The following is a 17,992-nucleotide window of genomic DNA, read 5'->3' as shown; positions in this document are numbered from 1 at the left end:
CCCCCGTTCAGAGAAATGGGCCTATGCGTTGCGCAAAAATCGGGCAAGGATATTTAGGGAGCGTCAGACGTTATGCAGGCGTTACGGATCGAGTGTGAAAGCCGGGGTTGGCCATAAGCATGGAAGTTGAGGACGGCGAAGAGGGAGTTCGCCGCGGCTGGTTACGCTGGCTGGGCGTAGGGACGGGGTCTCTGGCGCTGATCCTTGTTGCGTTGTGGACCCAGCGAGCGCCGATCGCGGAAAATTTCATTGGGCGGGAGATGAACCGGCGCGGCGTCCAAGCAAGCTATGACCTGAAGGACATTGGCCTGCGCACCCAGCGTATCGAGAATATCGTCCTTGGCGATCCGGCGAATCCCGATCTGACTGCCTTGTGGGTGGAAGTGGATCTGGCCTTCACAGGCCTGTCCCCGCATGTCGCGGCCGTGAGGGCCGGGGGTGTGCGGCTGCACGGTTCTTATCGTGATGGGTTGCTCCGGCTCGGAGAATTGGACAAGTTCCGCGATCCTGCGTCTAAGGCGCCGTTCAGTCTACCGGACATCGTCCTCGCGCTGCGCGATGCGCGCATGCGGCTTGAGACCGACGCCGGAGTGGTCGGGATGCAGATCGACGGCAAGGGTAATCTAAGGTCGGGCTTCGACGGCCGCCTTGCCGCTGCCATGCCACGGGCGGCGTTCGCGGGGTGCAACGTGGCGGGCATGACCGCCTTGCTGGATGTCGCGATAAGGAATGAGCGACCGCATTTGGTTGGACCGGCGCAGGCGACGGCCCTTGGATGCAGGAACAGCGCGACCGGCGCGGCGAAGCCGAGAGCGGACATGGACGTCTGGATCGGCAAGGCGCTGGATCGGTGGAACGGCCATGTCGTGCTGGGAGCGGAGGCGTTGAAGTCCTCTGGCATGGTGCTGGCGAAGCCCGTCGGGCGGATCGACTTTGATGGCAATGCGTCGGCGATGGCTGGCCGTGCGCGGATCGGCGCGGCGGCACTGGGTATGGCGGGTCTCAAGGCAGGTCAGTCGGAGATTGTCGGCACTTGGAGCGTCGCAAAAGGTAAGTCACAGGCCAGCGGGCGTTTGTCGGCGCATCAACTGAGCCTTCCCGGACGTGATCCTCTGGTGGGATTGAAGCGGTCTGCGGCGGGCACGCCTCTGGCGCCGCTGGCCGAACGGCTGGCCGATGCGGTGCGCCGCGCGGGGGTGGATAATGTGCTGCGAACCAGCCTGGCCTTCGCGCAGAGCGGCCAGGGTGGGAGCGTGGTGCTGACGAACAGTGGATTCGAATCGCGCAGCGGCGCGCGTGTGACGATTCCCGGTGATGGCAGGGTGACCATTGCCTGGCCGGGCAAGGCGGGAGCAGCTGTCGACTGGGCGCTGGATGGCGCGCTCACGACGGACGGGGGTGGGCTACCGAAGGCTGCACTGCGGCTGGCACGGCGGCCGCGTGGCGGATTGGGTGGGCAGCTTTTTATCGACCCATATGCCGCTCGCGACGCCAGGCTGGCGCTCGACCCTGTACGTTTTACCGCCGGACCTCGGGGAGATACGCTCTTTTCAACAGTGGCAAGGCTGGACGGCCCTTTGCCCGGCGGGCGGCTACGCGGCCTCATGATGCCAGTCGTGGGACAGCTGAATGCTGATGGCTCGATAGCGATCAACCGGCGCTGCGTGCCGTTGGCGTTGGAGGAGGCGCAGTACGGCAGCTTTTCTGTCGGGCGTACCCGGCAGACACTGTGCCCAATCGGCGGTGGCGCTCTGGTCGCGACGGGGCCGGGCGGGGTGAGCGCGGGGGCCGAGATTCGCAATCTCAACCTGCGAGGACGTAGCGGCCAGAGTCCGATGCGGCTGTCGGCGGAGCGGGCAAGGGTCGCCATCGGTCAGGAGGGCTTTTCGCTATCTCGGGCGGAACTGGCGATCGGGCCTGAAGCATCTCCGGTACGGCTGGTCGCGCAAACGCTGACCGGCAGCGCTACGGCACAGGGTTTGGCGGGAAAGCTGGCAGGGACCAACGCGCGAATCGGTTCCGTTCCGCTGATCGTGGAGGATGGCGCGGGCGAATGGAGCTTCGCCCAAGGAGCGTTGAAGCTCGCCGCGGCCGTGATGGTGCGCGATGCTCAGACGCCGGGACGGTTCGAGCCGCTGAAGGTGCCGGACTTCGCGCTCAGCTTGCGGGACGGCCGAATCCTGGCGACAGGAACGTTGCGGGCGCCGCGCAACGATGCCTTGGTGGCGCGTGCGGACATCGCGCATGACCTGGGCTCCGGCCGGGGCAACGCCGACCTGACCGTGCCGGGGTTGGTGTTCGGTCCCAATTTGCAGCCAGAGGACGTGACCCGCCTGGCGCTGGGAGTTGTCGCCAACGTCAATGCGACGGTAACGGGCGAGGGACATATCCGATGGAACGGCACGGATGTGACCAGCGATGGCGTGTTCCGCACCGACAACGCCAAGCTGGCGGCGGCGTTCGGTCCGGTGGAGGGAATGTCCGGCGAATTGCGCTTTACCGATCTGCTGGGGCTGGTGAGTGCGCCGGGGCAGGAAATGCGGATGAGGATGGTCAATCCCGGCGTCGAAGTGCGCGATGGCCTTGTCCGCTACCGGCTGGAGCCTGGGCAGAAGGTTCGCATCGAGGGCGGCGGCTGGCCCTTTTCCGGAGGGCAACTGGTTTTGTTGCCGACGACCATGGACTTCAGCGCCGATGTGGACCGCTATCTGACGTTCCGCGTCATCGGCATTGATGCGGGTGCCTTCATCCAGACGATGGAGCTTGAGAATATATCGGCCACAGGCACGTTCGACGGGATCATGCCGCTGATCTTCAATGCCCAGGGCGGGCGCGTCGCGGGGGGCGTGCTGACCGCAAGGCAGCAGGGGATGCCGCCGCTCATCATGCCCGAAGGGGTGCTGCCCACGGTGCCGTGCGATCCCAACCGCCAGTCGGGAACGCTGTCCTATGTCGGGCCGGTCTCGAACGAGCAATTGGGCGTGATGGGCAAGCTGGCCTTCGACGCGCTCAAGAATATGCAATATAAATGCCTCACCATCCTGATGGACGGCGCGCTGGATGGAGAGATGGTGACCAATGTCGTGTTCAACGGCGTCAACCGGGGGAAGCTGGGCGATGTGCCGGCGGGTATGGCGCGCAACCTGACCGGATTGCCCTTCATCTTCAATGTGCGCATCGCGGCGCCATTTCGCGGCCTGCTGGGCACGGCAAAATCCTTCATCGATCCCACTATGCTTATCCAGAACAGCATAGGGGATCAGATGCAGGAGAAGATTCGCCAAGGGATTGCAGTTAACCCTGCGGAAAGCGACACTGTGAGAAACAGGGAACAGAAATGAAGACACAAGCTATCTTTGCGGCGGGTTTCGCCGGTTTGGCCCTGACGGGCTGCATCCAGGTGAAGGCACCGGACAAGCCGATCGAAATCAACCTGAATGTAAAGGTGCAGCAGGAGGTCGTCGTACGACTTCAGCGCGATGCACAGGATCTTATCCAGAATAACCCGGAGTTGTTCCCGCAATGACACGCAAGCTTTTGATGATCGTCGCAGGTGCCGCCGTCGTGCTGGCCACGGGCCTTGTTGCGAGCGCGCCTGCTCGCGCGCAGTCGGGCGCGGTTGCCGCTGCAATGGCGGAGGGCGCGGTGGGCGAGCAGGCGGACGGCTATTTGGGCATCGCTGGATCGGTGAGCGCGGCGGTGCGATCGGAAGTCGAATCGATCAACATCAAGCGGCGCGCGGCCTACACCGACCTTGCCAGCAAGCGCGGCGTCACGGTTCAGGATATGGCGGCAGCCACGGGTTGCCAGACATTGAGCAACCGCGTGAAGCAGGGCCAGGTTTATCGCGTGGGCGCTGGACCCTGGCAAACCAAGGGTGCCGGGCCGATCGCCCTGCCGAGCTATTGCGCGACTGCCGGGTAATTACGCGACTGCGGGGTGTTTCGCCGCTGTGCCCGGCGGAAGCGCAATTCTCCTGTCCAACTACGGTTGACTATCCCGAAAGCCCTTTCTAAACGGGCCGCGCCTTGACGGGTGCAACCGCACGCGCCATGCCGCCTGACGTTGGCTTATCTGCCTGAACGAAAAGGAACGGCCATGACGCAGGATGTGCCCGGGCAAGACCCGGCAGATGAGGACGAGCGCATCACTTCCCTTGAGGAGCGGATCGCGAAGGCCGAACGAGCCGAAAAGGTCAGGCAGGGGACCACTAAGCAACAGGGCGATGATGGATCGCGCCTGGGCAACAGGGTTCTCGCAGAACTGATCGGCGGTCTTGCCGGTGGTGCCGTGGTTGGTGGGACTTTGGACTACTTTCTGCGAACATCCCCTTGGCTCCTGCTGGCGTTCCTCGGTCTTGGGATCGTGGTTGCTTTCAGGAACATCATCAGATTGACGACGACGAAGCGTCCCGGCGAATAGGGGCGCTTTTATCTTAGTCCGAATACCAGACGTTACAGGGGTCAACGTGGCAGAATCCGGCAAAATCGATCCGATGCACCAGTTTGCGATCGAACCGCTGTTCGGTACGGATCACTTGTCGCTTGGCGGCTTCAACATCGCTTTCACCAACAGCGCGCTCTACATGGTGGCTGCTGCTGTGGTGCTGTGGATTTTCGTGATCGGCGGCATGAAGCGTGAGCTGGTGCCCGGCCGTTGGCAGATGGCGGTCGAATATATGACCGGCTTCATCAAAAGCCTGCTGATCGCCAATGTGGGTGAAGGCGGCAAGAAGTATATTCCTTATGTCTTCTCGCTGTTCATGTTCATCCTGTTGGCAAATCTGCTTGGGCTGCTGCCGCTTGGTTTGATCGGTCTGCATCCCTTCACCTTCACCAGCCACTTCACGGCTACCGGCGTTCTCGCGATCCTGAGCTTCTCGATCGTGCTGATCGTTGGCTTCTGGAAGCATGGCTTGCACTTCTTCTCGCTGTTCGTGCCCCATGGTACGCCGCTGCCCATGATCCCGGTGATCTTCCCGATCGAGCTGGTGTCCTTCATGGTGCGGCCGTTCAGCCTTGGCCTGCGACTGTTCGTTGCGATGACCGCTGGGCACGTTCTGCTCAAGGTGCTGGCCGGGTTCGTCATCAACAGCTCCAACGCGGGTGCCGGATATGGCCTGACGGTCGGTTCCGCCAGCTTCATCCTGATGATCGGTATCAGCGCTCTGGAAGTGCTGGTGGCGGTGATCCAGGCCTATGTGTTCGCGCTGCTGACTTCAGTTTATCTGAACGACGCCGAGAACCTCCACTAAGTTTCCACTATTTTTCCAACCATTTGTTCGAGTTTAGAAAAGGGAGTTTACGACATGGACGCAGAAGCCGCAAAGCTGCTCGGTGCTGGCCTGGCCGCGATTGGTGCGGGCCTCGCCTCGCTCGGTGTGGGCAACGTGTTCGCATCGTTCCTGGAAGGCGCGCTGCGCAATCCGGGCGCCGCTGACGGCCAGCAGGGCCGCCTGTTCATCGGTTTCGCCGCAGCCGAACTTCTGGGTCTGCTGGCGTTCGTTATCGCCATGATCCTGGTGTTCGTGGCCTGACAACCGCTTGGCGGACGGGCAGGGCGGCTGTCGCTGTCCCGCCCGTCCGCATGAATTGACGGCGCCCTGATCGGACGGACCTATAATGCCTCAAATCGCGCAAATTGCCGAAACCTATGCATCTCAGATTTTCTGGATGCTGCTGACATTCGGCTTTGTCTTCTTCGTCATAGGCCAGGGTATGGTCCCTAAGGTTCAGGCGACGGCCGACGCGCGCGACGCGAAGATCACAGGTGATCTGGACGCAGCCAAGGCTGCCTTCGCCCGCGCCGATGAGGCAGAGGCTGATTATCGCACCCGCGATGCGGAAAGCAGGGCTGCGGCCCAGGCAACGCTGGCCCGTGCGAAAGCGGAAGCTGCTAAGGCTTCCGAAGGACAGCTTGCTGCCGCCGACGCTGAAATCGCCACGCGGATCGGCGCTGCCGAAGCCCGCATCCAGGCGGCCAGCCAGGCAGCGATGGCAGAGATTGAAACCGTCGCCGCCGAAGCGGCGCGCGACATGGTCGCTCGTATTTCCGGCGTGAATGCGTCGGACGAAGCGGCCCGCAACGCAGTAAAGGCGGCACTGGCCCATGGCTGAGGCAGCAGCACAGCATAGCGAAGGTACGCCTCCGCATCTTGACGACGCAATTCACTCCGAAGGGATGGAGCCGGTAGGCACCGTCGCGCATGAAGGTGTGGCGCCGCATACTGATCCGAAGGCCGTTGGCATGGACGCGACCGCCTGGGTCAGCCTGGCGATGGCGGTCTTCATCCTCATCCTCCTGATCAAGAAGGTCCCCGCGCTGATCGGCAATGTGCTCGACGGCCGGATCGCCCAGATCAAGGAACAGCTGGCGGAAGCTGCGAAGCTGCGCGCCGAGGCTGACGCGCTGAAGGCTGAATATGAAGCGAAGCTGGCCAATGCGGCTGGTGAAGCCGAAGCGATGCGCAAGTCGGCCGAGAGCGAAGCGGCAACGCTGCTCGAAGATGCCAAGGCCAATGCGGTAGCGCTGGTCGCCCGTCGCCAAAAGATGGCCGAGGACAAGATCGGTGCAGCGGAACGCTCTGCCATTGCGGGCATCCGTACAAAGGCAGTCAACGCTGCCACCAGCGCGGCTGCGACGCTGATCGCGCAGAACCATGACGCGGGCGCGGATCGGCAGTTGGTGGATAGCGCAATCAAGGGTCTTGGCCCCAGCATCTGAAGCCGACGATTTCGTCTTAAAAAGGGTCGATGCGGTTTGTCGCACCGGCCCTTTTTTATGTCTGGATGTGGATCGGCCTTGTGTGTTCCCAGCTAAGATCTCGCGCGATGTGCCGACCATAGAAGATTGACCGGCAAGCCCGCTGTTGTCGATGACCATGCGGAGCTTGGTGTCGCTCCCCTGCGTCCGGTTATGAGCAGTTTGAATATCGTGCACGCCGACGATCCGGATCTCGGAAACGATTCCCTGGCCATGCGGATGTCGAGCATCTCCGGGTTGCCGAGGATCAAAGTCTCTACGGTTATTTCCGGTCATCCGCGCTCCGATGTTGGAAGGGGGCCGGATGTCGCGGGCGCCTGATCACGCGTGAACAACGCCGAAGATGGTCAAGGTGGTTCGCGCTGATTTAGACTCCAAGGTTCAGGAAGCGGCGCCCAGCCATTGCGCTTGTCTGTGTCACCGCTATCTCTGCACCCATGTCGCATCCCCAATCTCCCGACCGTTTTCATGAGGACAAGGCCAGCTTCACCGTACGCGGAGCAGGCACGCCGGATATCGAGGCAGGGGTAGAGGCGATCCGTACCACGCTGAAGGCTCTGCCGACGCGGCCGGGTGTTTACCGGATGCAGGATGCTCGCGGTGACGTTCTCTATGTTGGCAAGGCACGGGCGCTGCGCAATCGGGTGGCGAATTATACGCAGGTGGATCGCCTGCCAAAGCGATTGCAGCGCATGGTGGCGCAAACGCGGTCGATGACGATCGTGACGACTAACAGCGAGGCCGAGGCGCTACTGCTGGAAGCGCAACTGATCAAACGGTTCCGGCCGCCTTACAATGTGCTGTTGCGGGACGATAAAAGCTTCCCCTTCATCCTGTTGCGGGAAGATCATCATTTTCCCCGGGTCCAGAAACATCGTGGCGCGCGCAAATATAAGGGGCGCTATTATGGGCCGTTCGCCAGCGCGGGATCAGTGACGCGGACGATCAATGCGCTGCAAAAGCTGTTCCTGCTGCGAAGTTGCACGGACAGCTTCTTTGCGAACCGGTCGCGCCCCTGCCTTTTGTTTCAGATCAAGCGTTGTTCGGCGCCCTGTGTCCAGCGGATCGACGAGGCGGGCTATGCAGAGCTGGTGAAGGATGCGCAGGATTTCCTGGGCGGCAAATCGACTGCCGTGCAGAAGAAGCTGGGCGAGGCGATGCAGGCCGCTTCGGAAGCGATGGATTTCGAACAGGCCGCCGTTCTGCGCGACCGGCTTAAGGCGTTGACCTTCATTCAGGGTAGTCAGGCGATCAACGCCGAAGGGCTGGGCGATGCGGACATCTTCGCGCTGGCGACGAAGGGTGGGTCGATGTGCATCCAGGCTTTCTTCATTCGGGGCGGGCAGAATTGGGGACATCGCAGCTTCTTCCCTGTCCACACGGCTGAAGTGGCAGAAGAGGAGGTGCTGGCGAGTTTCATGGCGCAATTTTACGAGGAAGTGCCGCCGCCTAAATTGATCCTGTCCGACCGCGCGCCGATGGAATGCGAACTGATGGCGCAGGCTCTGACGGAGCGGATCGGGTCCAAGGTACGGATCGAGGTTCCACAGCGCGGCGATCGGACGCGGCTGATCAAGCAGGCGCAGCGCAATGCGGTGGAGGCGCTGGACCGAAGGCTGGCCGAGACGACGACGCAGGCTAAGATTCTGGAAGAGATGGTCGAGACATTCGGGTTGGATGGCGTGCCTGACCGGATCGAGATTTATGACAACAGCCATATCCAGGGAAGCCATGCGCTGGGCGCGATGGTGGTCGCGGGGCCGGAAGGTTTCCGCAAGAATGCCTATCGCAAGTTCAACATGAAGAACCCCGAAACATCTAACGATGACTTCGCGATGATGCGGGAGATGTTCGAGCGGCGTTTCGGCCGGGCTGCGCGGGAAGATCCTGATCGCGATAGTGGGGAGTGGCCCGACCTGGTGCTGATCGATGGCGGCAAGGGGCAGTTGTCGGCGGCGCGGGCGATCCTGGAAGATTTGGGGATCGAGGATATTTGCATGATCGGTATCGCGAAGGGGCCGCATCATGGGCGTGATGGACGGGAAGTGTTCCATATGCCGGATGGGCGGGAGATCAGTTTCCCGATCAATCATCCGGTGCTGTTCTATCTGCAACGGCTGCGGGATGAGGCGCATCGTTTTGCGATCGGGGCGCACCGGCAGAAGCGGAGCAAGGCGATTTCGACCAGTTCGCTGGATGAGGTGCCGGGAATTGGTCCGTCGCGGAAGAAGGCGCTGCTGATGCATTTTGGAACGGCGAAGGCGGTGAAAAGTGCGGCGCTGGAAGATTTGCTGAAAGCGCCTGGTGTTTCGAAAGCGGTGGCGCAGCAGATTTTTGATTATTTTCATGGATGAGATGGCGAGAAGAATCGTCTTCTGAAATCGTGTTTCGGTGTCGAAACAATGAGCGGGGCATGTTATTGACTTTGCCCCTGATTTTTCCTGTTGCTCTTGCGTAATGAAGGCGGGCCTGCGATGGTCCGGTCAGACGCTGACAATCATGGCGCGGGTTCGGGAGAAGGGGTCGTGAGGAAGATGAGCTTTCGTTCATCGTCGCGGAGTGATTTCGCTAATTTACTACGTCCGTTGCAATCTATCATTGCTCTTGCCCGGATATGTCATTTAGATTCACTTCACCCTTATTAAGTGAAGTCAACAGATACTTATCCGAAGACATATATCCAGCCATATAAGATAGGCGGGCGGAGTTGTGAGAGCATGATCAGAAGACATGCCGAACTGCTACGAACCTTGGGGAGGGGGCGTTCTTTCGCGCTCTCCGCGCTTCGGCCATGGCGCATGCTGGACGTCACGCGGCTTGTGCTCGCCAGCGTCTATGGCTTTGTAAGTTTCGCCTTCGCGACGCCCCGGTCCTGGGCTGAGGTCGCGGAGAACGGCATCATCGCCGCCATGCTGCTGCTGGCGGTGGGTGCGTTGATCCTGTCCGGGCGGTCCTGGGTCACGGAATTGCGCATCCGCAAGCCGGTGGTGTGCCTGGATGCTCTGCTGTTCCTGGCGCTGCTGGTCGTGACCAACGCATCGACCAGCCCCTATTTTCCCGGCAGCCTGTTCGTCGTGGTCGAGATCGCGCTGATCGTCCGGCGGCGCTTCCACCTGTTTGTAGGGGCGTTTGCAGCGATAACCGCGATGCTGATCGTGTGGGTGAATGATTGGGTCGCGGTTCCATCCGAACCGGATGCCGAGCGGGTTGCGTTGCGCGTCCTCTACCTTGCGGTGGTGATCACGGTGACGGGCATGTTGCTAGGCCCGCGCCGCGAAAAGCTGCTTCAGCAGGAGCGGGCAAGGAGGCTGACGGAAGGCAGTCTGACGCTGGCGAAGGGCGGGGCTGGCGCCTTTCTGTTGCAGGCGTTGAAGATCGCGACGGGCGGTGAAAATGGCGCGTTGCTGTTCCGTACCGCCAGCACGGAACCCTATCGTTTTGCATCAAGCCGCTCCGGCGACAGCATGCCGGAGGCCAGCGATGCATTGCTGGCGGTCGAGACGGGATGGCATGACCGCCGCCGTGGCGCGTCGATCAGTCTTTCGCAGGACGGTGTCAGCCAGATCGAGCCTCTGACGCGGAGTGGTCGGGCCTGGGCGGTTCTGTTGGATGCCGAAACGGTGATGACGCTGCACGTTTCGCTGGGCACGTTCGAGGCAGTGGGCGCGGTTCAACTGGACGACCCGACGCATGAGGATGTGGCGGCGATCGCGCAGCGGGTGTTCGAAAGCGCGTGCGAGGAGCTGATGGTTCGCAACAGCCTGGACCTGGCCCATGTCATCGCAGGCGCGCGGGAGCGTGAGCGGTTGCAGCGGGAGTTGCATGACAGCGTGCTGCAGGCGCTGGCCAGCATCCGTTATCAGGCCGCGCCGGTGCTGAACGGGACGGTAGAGGACGCTATTCCCGTGCTGCGCACTATCGATCAGATCGCGAAGGATCAGATCGGCACCATAAGATGGATCATCAATCCGGTTCGGGATGAGGATGATTTTGCCTACCTGCCTGAAACACTGTCGATGGTCGTCCGGTCACTGGCGCAGCAATGGGGAATCCAGTGCGACCTGCGGGTGGAGGAGGGCAATTGCGCCACCAGTGCGATGATCGGCCGGGAACTGAGCTTTGCCGTGCGCGAGATCGTCGCCAATGCGGTGCGCCATGCCGGAGCACGGACGATGGAATTTTCCCTGCGACCGGCGGGCAACCGGATCGCGTTGCATGTGACGGATGATGGGGTGCCCAATCTGGCGAGGCTGGGGTCGACCGGCGCGGTGCAGTCGCGATCGTTGATGCGGCGGATACAGGGATTGGGGGGCGAGGTGTATTTGCACAATCTGGGGGGGCGGACGATGATTCAGATTACTGTGCCTCGGAAGTGAGGGGTGGCTGCCGTTGAGCGGAACAATGTGAATGTCGCAGTTTTGGTGACGTTGCGCGTTTTCCCCTCCACCAGCTTCGCTGGTCCCCCTCCCCATGCAGGCATGGGGAGGATTAAAGGGGAGAACCATTTGGGGTGGTGAGGCGTTTTACCGTGGGTTAACCAGAATGATTGATAGTCGGCCATTCTAGTTGGCGGGGCGGAGGTCCGGGTTTCCATGGTGCGATTGGTTCAGGATCATCTTTACCGCAAGAGCGTGGCGCTGGTGCTATCGTTGCAGCTAAACCTGGAGCGCATCATTGCCGCCTGGGTCGTGATCGCGGCCTTTGCCTGCGGGCTGCGGTTGGCCTTTCCGGCTACACCCTATGCGGGAGTTCCCTGGACGAGCGAAGCGGGGCTGTTGCCCTATCTGCTGGTTGTAGGCGCGCCGGTGGGCACGCTGCTGCTGGGTCTCAAGCTGTTTCCGGCCGGGCGCGTGCATGCGCAGCCGAGCTTTCGGTTGGCGAAGGTCGGCCGGTGGCGCAAGATCGACTGCCTGAAGGCACGCGAGATGTCGCAATTCGGGCTGTATGGCGTGATGGCGTCGCTGCTGCTGGGCATCGCGCTCAACGTGCCGGTGCGGACGCTGGAGTTTTTGAGCGCCGTGCCAGCGCTGGGAAGCTATGCGCCGACATGGTTCGTCAGCCTGTATACGGTGATGCTGGCGGATGTGGTGCTGCTTTCCTGCCTTTACATGTTCGCCTTTGCCATGGCGTTGCGCATGGTGCCACTATTCCCCCGCTTTCTGGTGATGGTGTGGGGAGCGGACCTGCTGGCGCAGTTGGGCATTGCGCAGTTGGTGGCGCGCATCGGGGATGTGCCCCATGCCGTTGAGCTGGCGCTGGTCGACCTGCTGACCGGCAATATCAAGAAGGTGCTGATCAGTGCGGCGCTATGGCTGCCCTATCTGCTGCTGTCGGAGCGGGTGAACGTGACTTTTCGCAACCGGGTGAGCGCTTGAAGAGCGTTGGGGTGATCCCGAACTGATTGCGTGCTTCGGCAGGGCAGGGAGCCGGGCCGAGTCGTTTTCCAAAAAATGCGGGTGATTCGCGGGCTGCAAGGCGCGGCGGGTTGTTGCTGATTCGCGATGGAGCGTGAGGTGCGACGCCGAGCGGTGGTGCGAGGCTGTACCCTTAAAAGGTGACGGGGCGGAAGGGTTGGTGGAGCTATTGGTGGCGAGCATGTGGTCCGACGGATCACCAAGAGCCATGGATATATATCGTTAATTAGACCTTTATACTGCTAAGAAGCAAAAGTATAGATTTGCGTTATTCGTAGTTTTATTGTTATTTGTTCAAGATATATTGGTAGAAACGGAAAAATGCCTAAAAGTAAATGGGCGAATTTCTGTAGATTTCAAGCGATATATAACCAAGGATATATTAAGCAATTCGGCAGAGTTACTTGCAAAGTCCGATATTGAAATCAAAAATGGTTAACAGAAAATTGCCGTAAAACATTGTAAAATATGGTCTTTTTTTACCATGTTGACTTGCATCAGCTTTGAGCCAATTTGGGGACAAGTTCTACGGGAACTGCCCAACTGCCTGGCGAGTGGAGAAACCACTGCTGGGGTCGCCAGGTGGCAAAGGCCCCTCCGCAGAACTGTGCGAGAGCAGCCGGGAAAATGGTTTCCGGTCAAATAGGGGTAAAAGACATGACTTTCTTCAAGAACCTTTGGAATGATCAAAGCGGTGCTTCGGCAGCGGAATATGCGCTGATCCTGGCGATCGTGGGTACGGGTATTGCGGTTGCCGCCTTCACGCTCGGCACGTCGATTTCCAACGCGATGGACAAGGCATCGAACTGCATTAGCCGGGCTCCCAGCAACGCCGCTTGCTGATAGGTTCAATGTTTTCGAGACGGTCGGCGGTTTGTCGACCGTCTCAACAGACCTTACAGTTCCGGGGGGAGTAGTTGTGGGGCAGCGCAGATCTCTAATAATCCTTGGCTTCGCGATCTTGCTGGGCCTGGCGGCGGTGTTCATCGCCAACAGCTATTTGAGCAAGGCCGAGCAGGCGCAGGCCACTCCGCAAGGGGGCATGGTCAAGGTCGTCGTTGCGTCGATGCCTTTGGCCTTTGGCACGGCGGTCACTCCGGAAAAGATCAGGGTGGTCGATTGGCCCGCGGCTTCCGTGCCGCCGGGCGCTTTTCGCGATCCCGTACAGCTGACCTCCCTTGGCAAGCAGCGGGTTGTGCTGCGCCAGATCGAGCCGGGTGAGCCGATCCTGACATCCAAGCTGTCCGCAGAAGGAGGCCGTGCCACCATGTCCGGTGTGCTGCGGCCCGAAATGCGTGCGGTCGCGGTCCGCGTGAGCGATGTGGCGGCGGCGGGCGGCTTCGTGCTGCCGGGCGATACTGTCGATGTGTTCGTTACGCGCACGGCGCAGGACGGCGCGGGCGGCAGCCAGCAGATCACCGACGTGCTGCTGCAAAACACCCGTATCATCGCCATCGACCAGAATGCCAATGACAGTTCGAAAGACCCGGCGGTCGGCAAGACCGCGACGCTGGAGGTCAATCAGGTCGATGCGCAGAAGCTGGTCCTGGGCCAGCAGGTGGGCCAGCTGACGCTGGTGCTGCGCAATGTGACGGACCAGCCCAATCCGGCGGTGCAGACGGTGGGGATCGAGGATCTGCGTGACGGCGCCTATGTCGGGGGTTTCTCAGGCCCACGCGCGCGGATCGCGGAGGCTGGCTTCGCGCCGGCTCCGATGCCCAGGATGCGTGCGCCCCGGCGCAGCGTTCCGAGAAATGTTTCCGCATTGCCCGCGACCGCATCGGTCGAAATCGTGCGCGGCACGACCGGCACCAGCTATGAGGTGAAGCGCTATGGTTCGCGGTAAGTCCATGAGGGCGCTGGCGCTGGGGGCAGCGCTGGCCGCAGGGGCGGCGACGCCTGCCCCGGCCCAGATCGCTTCGCTGACCGCCAGTAATGTGGATCATGCAGGGCAGCTGGACGTGCCGCTCAACAAGAGCCAGGTGCTGACGGTTGATCGCGCTTTTTCCAAGGCGCTGGTGGGCAATCAGGAAGTTGCGGACATATTGCCGCTGACCAACCGGTCGCTCTATGTGCTGGGCAAGAAGGTGGGGACGACGAGCCTGACCCTCTATGACAGCCGCAACATGTTGATCGCGGTGGTCGATGTGGCGGTGGGGCCGGATGTCGTGACGCTGAAGCGGCAGCTGGCGGAGTTGATCCCCGGCGAGCAGATCGGCGCGCGCATCTCCAACGATGCGGTGGTGTTGACGGGCACGGTGTCGAGCGCTTCGGCGGTGGACCGGGCGGTGCAGATCGCCAGGACTTATGCCGGTGGTGACGAGAAGGTCGTCAACATGCTGTCGGTGGGTGCTTCGCAGCAGGTGATGCTGGAGGTGCGCTTTTCGGAAGTGAACCGGCAGGCGGCGAAGCAGATCGGGCTGAACCATAGCTTCACGGGCAACCGGACGGCGGGCAGCATCGGCAATCTGGCGGGGGATTCGATCATCCCGACAAATAATGACGGTGTTCCCACCATCAAGCTGGACGGTTTGTCCGATGCGTTCGGTGTCGGGACGTGGGCCTATAAGATCGGCAGCCTGAACCTGTTTTCCGCGCTGGATGCGCTGGAGAGGAAGGGGCTGGTCAAGACGCTGGCGGAACCGACGCTGGTGGCGCTTTCCGGTGAGACGGCGTCGTTCCTGGCGGGCGGCGAGTTTCCGATCCCGGTCGTGCAGAATGGCGGTGGCGGCGGGGGCGGCGGTGGCAATAATGGCATTACCGTCGAGTTCAAGCCGTTCGGTGTCAGCCTGGGCTTTACGCCTACCGTGTTGAGCGACGGGATCATCAACCTGGTGGTTGAGCCGGAAGTGAGCTCGATCGATCCTTCGGCTTCGGTGTCGATCAACGGGCTGGTGGTGCCGGGCTTGCTGACGCGGCGCGCGAAGACGGTGGTGGAACTGCGCGATGGGCAGTCGTTCGCCATTGCCGGGCTGCTGCGCAACGATTTTCAGGATACGGTGCGGCAGTTGCCGATATTGGGTTCGATCCCGATCATTGGATCGCTGTTCCGCTCGACCGGCTTTCAGAAGCAGCAGACCGAGTTGGTCATGATCGTGACGCCCCGGCTGGTGAAGCCGATGCGGGCGGAGGATGTGAGCCTGCCGACCGACCGGGTGGGCAATCCCAATGAGCTGGACCTGTTCCTGATGGGGCGGACGGACAAGGCGGTGGGGATTAATCCGCTTAACCCTGACGCGATGCCTCCGGAAAAGCGCCAGGCCGTGCCTGCTCCTGCTGCCCCGGCACCGGCTCAGGCCCCAGCGGGCGCGAGCCAGAGCGGATATGAACTATGAGCGGGAGTGAGACCATGCGCAGACTGTCCCTGGCCGCCATGCTGGTCGTTCCGGCGCTGGCGGGATGCACGGCGAACGACCCGACCTTTGGCGGGGCGGTGCGGAATAACTATGCGCTGCAGGTGATCAACCCGGAGCCGCGCTATGAAGGCACACTCGTCGAAGGGGGCGAGGGCAAGCGCAGCGCGGCGGCGGTGGAACGCTATCGCACCGACAAGGTGAAGAAGCCCGCGACGATCAGCACGACCTCCGGCACTGGCGGCGGGTCCGGCGGCGGCGGTGGCGGCTCGGGCGGCCGGTAAGCGGGGAGGGGTTCGATCCATGTCTGCCCGTCGGAACAGCCTGCTAAGGTCAACCAGCGGTGCGGTGGCGCCGACTGTGGCCCTGTCGCTTTTCGGTTTGATTGCGGCGGGTGGCATCGCGTTTGATTATGCGCGAATGGCGAGTCTGGATTCGGAGCTGCAAACGGCGGCTGATCAGGCTGCGCTGGCGGCGGCGACGCAGTTGGATGGTAAGGGGAACGCTTGTAGTCGCGCAGCTAGCGCGGCCAGCGGGCTGATCCGCAATGACACTCGCTTCGCAAACGACAGCGCCGGGTTGGCGGTCACCATTGCGAATGAAGGCACTTGCGACCGCACCGGCTTCATCAAATTCTACACGAACAAGGATCGTAGCGACACAGGCACGCTGACCGACGCAAACGCAAACTTCGTCGAAGTCACCGTCAACTCGCGTACGGCTTTCTTTGCGTTGACGCCCATAGTTTCGGTGTTTTCATCGGGAGCGCTTTCGGCCACGGCCTATGCCGGGGTCGGTCAGGCAATCTGCAAGGTGCCGCCGGTGATGATCTGCAACCCTCAAGAAACGGGCGGGAACACATCATTTGATGTGTCGCAGTTTATTGGCAAGGGATTGAAGCTGGTTTCTGTCGGCAATGGCGGCGGAGCATGGGTGCCGGGCAACTTTGGTTATCTCGACACCGGGGGCGGCAGCAATGGAGCGCCGGGGCTGCGCGAGGCGTTGGGGTGGACGTCGCCGCCTGGGGATTGCGTTGAGGCGACCGGCGTCGATACAAAGCCAGGGGCGACGGTAAGCGTAACTGATGCCGTCAACACCCGTTTCGACATCTATGACAGTAATGTAGCCTGCCCCACGGGAGGGAGTTGTCCCGCCTCCATCAATTCAATCAAGGACGTCGTTCGTCCTGCAAATGCCAACGGCAACAATGCCTGCGGCTTTCACAATCAGGGATGGCAGGAGGTTGGCGCAGCCGGGCAATATCTGCCTTCTTCGGCTACGACGGCTCTGCCTACAACCACGACGCCACTGGCCATGGGACATCCGCGTGACATGTGTCATGCGGCCCTCTCTTCCGCGACCGGCTATTGTTCCGGTCCGATAGGCGATGGCAACTGGGACCGGGACGCTTATTTCAGGACCAATTATAATTGGTCATCGACTGATTGGCGCACCAATACCGGCCTATCGACATCGGTGGCGGTCACAGCAGCTAATTATGCAAGCCGTTATAATGTCTATACTTGGGAAATAGCTCATCGTGGTCAGTCGATCGGCGGGGCAACCATTCTGGGGCCGCGCACGGCGTCGGGTAATGGAGCGAGCGCTTTGACTGCCTATGGCGCGCCGGTATGCAGTTCGGCACAAGGTTATGGAACAGGCTCAGTTCCAGGAGGAACAGTAGTCGATCGACGGCGCATATCGGTAGCAGTCGTCAATTGCACGGCCAATAATGTCCGGGGTAATTCGACCGGCGTTCCCGTCGAAGAATGGATGGATGCCTTCCTTGTCGAACCCTCCTACAACAGGGCGCGGACCAGCGCGGGTGACGTTTACGTAGAGCCGATTGCTGAAACCTCGGCTGGAGCCAACGGCCAGACGCAGGCGCAGGTTATCCAGCGCTCTGTGCCTTATCTGATCGAGTAATGGAGATGATGCGCGTTCTTCTCGCCCGTCTGATGACTTGCACCCGCGCTGCCGCTGCTGCCGAGATGGCGCTGGTGACGCCGATGCTTATTATCCTGATGTTCGGATCCTTTGAGCTCGGCAATTATTTCCTCAGCGAGCATGTGGTCGCCAAGGCGGTGCGGGATGGGGCGCGTTATGCCGCTCGGCGCCCGTTTACCTATTTTGCGTGTCCCAACACGGTAGACGCTGAGGTTCAGACCAAGACCAAAAATCTTACCAGAACGGGCCAAATTTCAGGCGGAACAGCAAGGTTGGTGGATTGGACCAATCCCAACACAGTAACGGTGACATTGAGTTGCACCACTATCAGTGGTGGAAACTATTCAGGCATATACAAGGGCATGGCAGATCTACCCAAGGTAAAGGTGTCGGCAACTGTGCCCTACAGATCATTGTTCAACAATCTCGGCTTCACCAGTTCGACATTGAATCTGGTATCGGAATCCGAGGCTACGGTGCAGGGATTGTGATGCGACATGTAGTTCGCTTGATCCG

At 61.1% G+C, this 17,992-nt stretch carries 18 protein-coding genes; all 18 read left to right on the top strand.

Going from position 1 to position 17,992, the window contains the following annotated elements:
- Window positions 1-119: 119 nt before the first annotated feature.
- The 18 genes from ACZ5ZH_RS06300 (at window position 120) to ACZ5ZH_RS06215 (ending at window position 17,967) form a co-directional block, all read left to right on the top strand.
- Window positions 120-3,341 carry an intermembrane phospholipid transport protein YdbH family protein gene (locus tag ACZ5ZH_RS06300; RefSeq protein WP_464772527.1) on the top strand — a complete coding sequence of 1,074 codons (3,222 nt, stop codon included), beginning with the start codon at window positions 120-122 and terminating at the stop codon, window positions 3,339-3,341.
- Window positions 3,338-3,526 carry a YnbE family lipoprotein gene (locus ACZ5ZH_RS06295; RefSeq protein ID WP_196225806.1) on the top strand — a complete coding sequence of 63 codons (189 nt, stop codon included), beginning with the start codon at window positions 3,338-3,340 and terminating at the stop codon, window positions 3,524-3,526. Before ACZ5ZH_RS06300 ends, ACZ5ZH_RS06295 begins: the two co-directional genes overlap by 4 nt.
- A complete protein-coding gene (locus tag ACZ5ZH_RS06290; RefSeq protein WP_449473290.1) occupies window positions 3,523-3,924 on the top strand; it encodes a DUF1318 domain-containing protein in 402 nt (133 codons plus the stop codon). The genes ACZ5ZH_RS06295 and ACZ5ZH_RS06290 overlap by 4 nt, the downstream gene beginning before the upstream one ends.
- A gap of 174 nt (window positions 3,925-4,098) precedes the next feature.
- Entirely contained in the window at window positions 4,099-4,422 is a 324-nt protein-coding gene (locus tag ACZ5ZH_RS06285; protein WP_460986073.1) for an AtpZ/AtpI family protein, read from the top strand.
- 46 nt (window positions 4,423-4,468) lie between these two features.
- Window positions 4,469-5,254 carry a F0F1 ATP synthase subunit A gene (locus ACZ5ZH_RS06280; RefSeq protein WP_196225809.1) on the top strand — a complete coding sequence of 262 codons (786 nt, stop codon included), beginning with the start codon at window positions 4,469-4,471 and terminating at the stop codon, window positions 5,252-5,254.
- 54 nt (window positions 5,255-5,308) lie between these two features.
- The gene (locus ACZ5ZH_RS06275) at window positions 5,309-5,536 is read left to right on the top strand and encodes a F0F1 ATP synthase subunit C (RefSeq protein ID WP_021240110.1); all 228 of its coding nucleotides are present in this window, start codon (window positions 5,309-5,311) and stop codon (window positions 5,534-5,536) included.
- 85 nt (window positions 5,537-5,621) lie between these two features.
- On the top strand, window positions 5,622-6,116 hold the full coding sequence (locus ACZ5ZH_RS06270; RefSeq protein WP_464772526.1) for a F0F1 ATP synthase subunit B family protein: 495 nt from the start codon (window positions 5,622-5,624) through the stop codon (window positions 6,114-6,116).
- Window positions 6,109-6,723, top strand: a complete 615-nt coding sequence (locus ACZ5ZH_RS06265) for a F0F1 ATP synthase subunit B family protein (protein WP_464772525.1) — start codon at window positions 6,109-6,111, stop codon at window positions 6,721-6,723. Before ACZ5ZH_RS06270 ends, ACZ5ZH_RS06265 begins: the two co-directional genes overlap by 8 nt.
- Before the next feature lie 126 nt (window positions 6,724-6,849).
- On the top strand, window positions 6,850-7,083 hold the full coding sequence (locus ACZ5ZH_RS06260) for a hypothetical protein (RefSeq protein WP_464772524.1): 234 nt from the start codon (window positions 6,850-6,852) through the stop codon (window positions 7,081-7,083).
- Window positions 7,084-7,199: 116 nt separating this feature from the next.
- Window positions 7,200-9,116 (top strand): excinuclease ABC subunit UvrC, encoded by a 1,917-nt coding sequence (uvrC, locus tag ACZ5ZH_RS06255; RefSeq protein ID WP_464772523.1) that lies wholly within the window; start codon window positions 7,200-7,202, stop codon window positions 9,114-9,116.
- 444 nt (window positions 9,117-9,560) lie between these two features.
- Entirely contained in the window at window positions 9,561-11,138 is a 1,578-nt protein-coding gene (locus ACZ5ZH_RS06250) for a sensor histidine kinase (RefSeq protein WP_464775214.1), read from the top strand.
- Between the two features lie 216 nt (window positions 11,139-11,354).
- Window positions 11,355-12,137, top strand: coding sequence for a DUF2569 domain-containing protein (locus ACZ5ZH_RS06245; protein WP_464772521.1), 783 nt, complete (start codon window positions 11,355-11,357; stop codon window positions 12,135-12,137).
- Window positions 12,138-12,833: 696 nt separating this feature from the next.
- Window positions 12,834-13,019 carry a Flp family type IVb pilin gene (locus tag ACZ5ZH_RS06240; protein WP_464772520.1) on the top strand — a complete coding sequence of 62 codons (186 nt, stop codon included), beginning with the start codon at window positions 12,834-12,836 and terminating at the stop codon, window positions 13,017-13,019.
- Between the two features lie 118 nt (window positions 13,020-13,137).
- A complete protein-coding gene (cpaB, locus tag ACZ5ZH_RS06235; RefSeq protein WP_464772519.1) occupies window positions 13,138-14,022 on the top strand; it encodes a Flp pilus assembly protein CpaB in 885 nt (294 codons plus the stop codon).
- Window positions 14,009-15,511, top strand: a complete 1,503-nt coding sequence (locus ACZ5ZH_RS06230) for a type II and III secretion system protein family protein (protein ID WP_464772518.1) — start codon at window positions 14,009-14,011, stop codon at window positions 15,509-15,511. Before cpaB ends, ACZ5ZH_RS06230 begins: the two co-directional genes overlap by 14 nt.
- Window positions 15,512-15,525: 14 nt before the next feature.
- A complete protein-coding gene (locus ACZ5ZH_RS06225; protein ID WP_449473270.1) occupies window positions 15,526-15,813 on the top strand; it encodes a hypothetical protein in 288 nt (95 codons plus the stop codon).
- 19 nt (window positions 15,814-15,832) lie between these two features.
- A complete protein-coding gene (locus ACZ5ZH_RS06220) occupies window positions 15,833-17,455 on the top strand; it encodes a pilus assembly protein TadG-related protein (protein ID WP_464772517.1) in 1,623 nt (540 codons plus the stop codon).
- Window positions 17,455-17,967, top strand: coding sequence for a TadE/TadG family type IV pilus assembly protein (locus ACZ5ZH_RS06215; RefSeq protein WP_464772516.1), 513 nt, complete (start codon window positions 17,455-17,457; stop codon window positions 17,965-17,967). Before ACZ5ZH_RS06220 ends, ACZ5ZH_RS06215 begins: the two co-directional genes overlap by 1 nt.
- Window positions 17,968-17,992: the final 25 nt, after the last annotated feature.

Source organism: Sphingobium sp. TomMM7A, assembly GCF_055397305.1.
The sequence above is the reverse complement of the archived record's forward strand: the minus strand, read 5'-3'. Positions and strand labels throughout refer to the sequence as shown.

Bases quoted from the DNA above. Each gene is read 5' to 3' on its own strand.
- ACZ5ZH_RS06300 (WP_464772527.1), top strand. From the start codon at position 120: ATGGAAGTTGAGGACGGCGAAGAGGGAGTTCGCCGCGGCTGGTTACGC.
- ACZ5ZH_RS06295 (WP_196225806.1), top strand. From the start codon at position 3,338: ATGAAGACACAAGCTATCTTTGCGGCGGGTTTCGCCGGTTTGGCCCTG.
- ACZ5ZH_RS06290 (WP_449473290.1), top strand. From the start codon at position 3,523: ATGACACGCAAGCTTTTGATGATCGTCGCAGGTGCCGCCGTCGTGCTG.
- ACZ5ZH_RS06285 (WP_460986073.1), top strand. From the start codon at position 4,099: ATGACGCAGGATGTGCCCGGGCAAGACCCGGCAGATGAGGACGAGCGC.
- ACZ5ZH_RS06275 (WP_021240110.1), top strand. From the start codon at position 5,309: ATGGACGCAGAAGCCGCAAAGCTGCTCGGTGCTGGCCTGGCCGCGATT.
- ACZ5ZH_RS06270 (WP_464772526.1), top strand. From the start codon at position 5,622: ATGCCTCAAATCGCGCAAATTGCCGAAACCTATGCATCTCAGATTTTC.
- ACZ5ZH_RS06265 (WP_464772525.1), top strand. From the start codon at position 6,109: ATGGCTGAGGCAGCAGCACAGCATAGCGAAGGTACGCCTCCGCATCTT.
- uvrC (WP_464772523.1), top strand. From the start codon at position 7,200: ATGTCGCATCCCCAATCTCCCGACCGTTTTCATGAGGACAAGGCCAGC.
- ACZ5ZH_RS06250 (WP_464775214.1), top strand. From the start codon at position 9,561: ATGCTGGACGTCACGCGGCTTGTGCTCGCCAGCGTCTATGGCTTTGTA.
- ACZ5ZH_RS06245 (WP_464772521.1), top strand. From the start codon at position 11,355: ATGGTGCGATTGGTTCAGGATCATCTTTACCGCAAGAGCGTGGCGCTG.
- ACZ5ZH_RS06240 (WP_464772520.1), top strand. From the start codon at position 12,834: ATGACTTTCTTCAAGAACCTTTGGAATGATCAAAGCGGTGCTTCGGCA.
- ACZ5ZH_RS06230 (WP_464772518.1), top strand. From the start codon at position 14,009: ATGGTTCGCGGTAAGTCCATGAGGGCGCTGGCGCTGGGGGCAGCGCTG.
- ACZ5ZH_RS06225 (WP_449473270.1), top strand. From the start codon at position 15,526: ATGCGCAGACTGTCCCTGGCCGCCATGCTGGTCGTTCCGGCGCTGGCG.
- ACZ5ZH_RS06220 (WP_464772517.1), top strand. From the start codon at position 15,833: ATGTCTGCCCGTCGGAACAGCCTGCTAAGGTCAACCAGCGGTGCGGTG.
- ACZ5ZH_RS06215 (WP_464772516.1), top strand. From the start codon at position 17,455: ATGGAGATGATGCGCGTTCTTCTCGCCCGTCTGATGACTTGCACCCGC.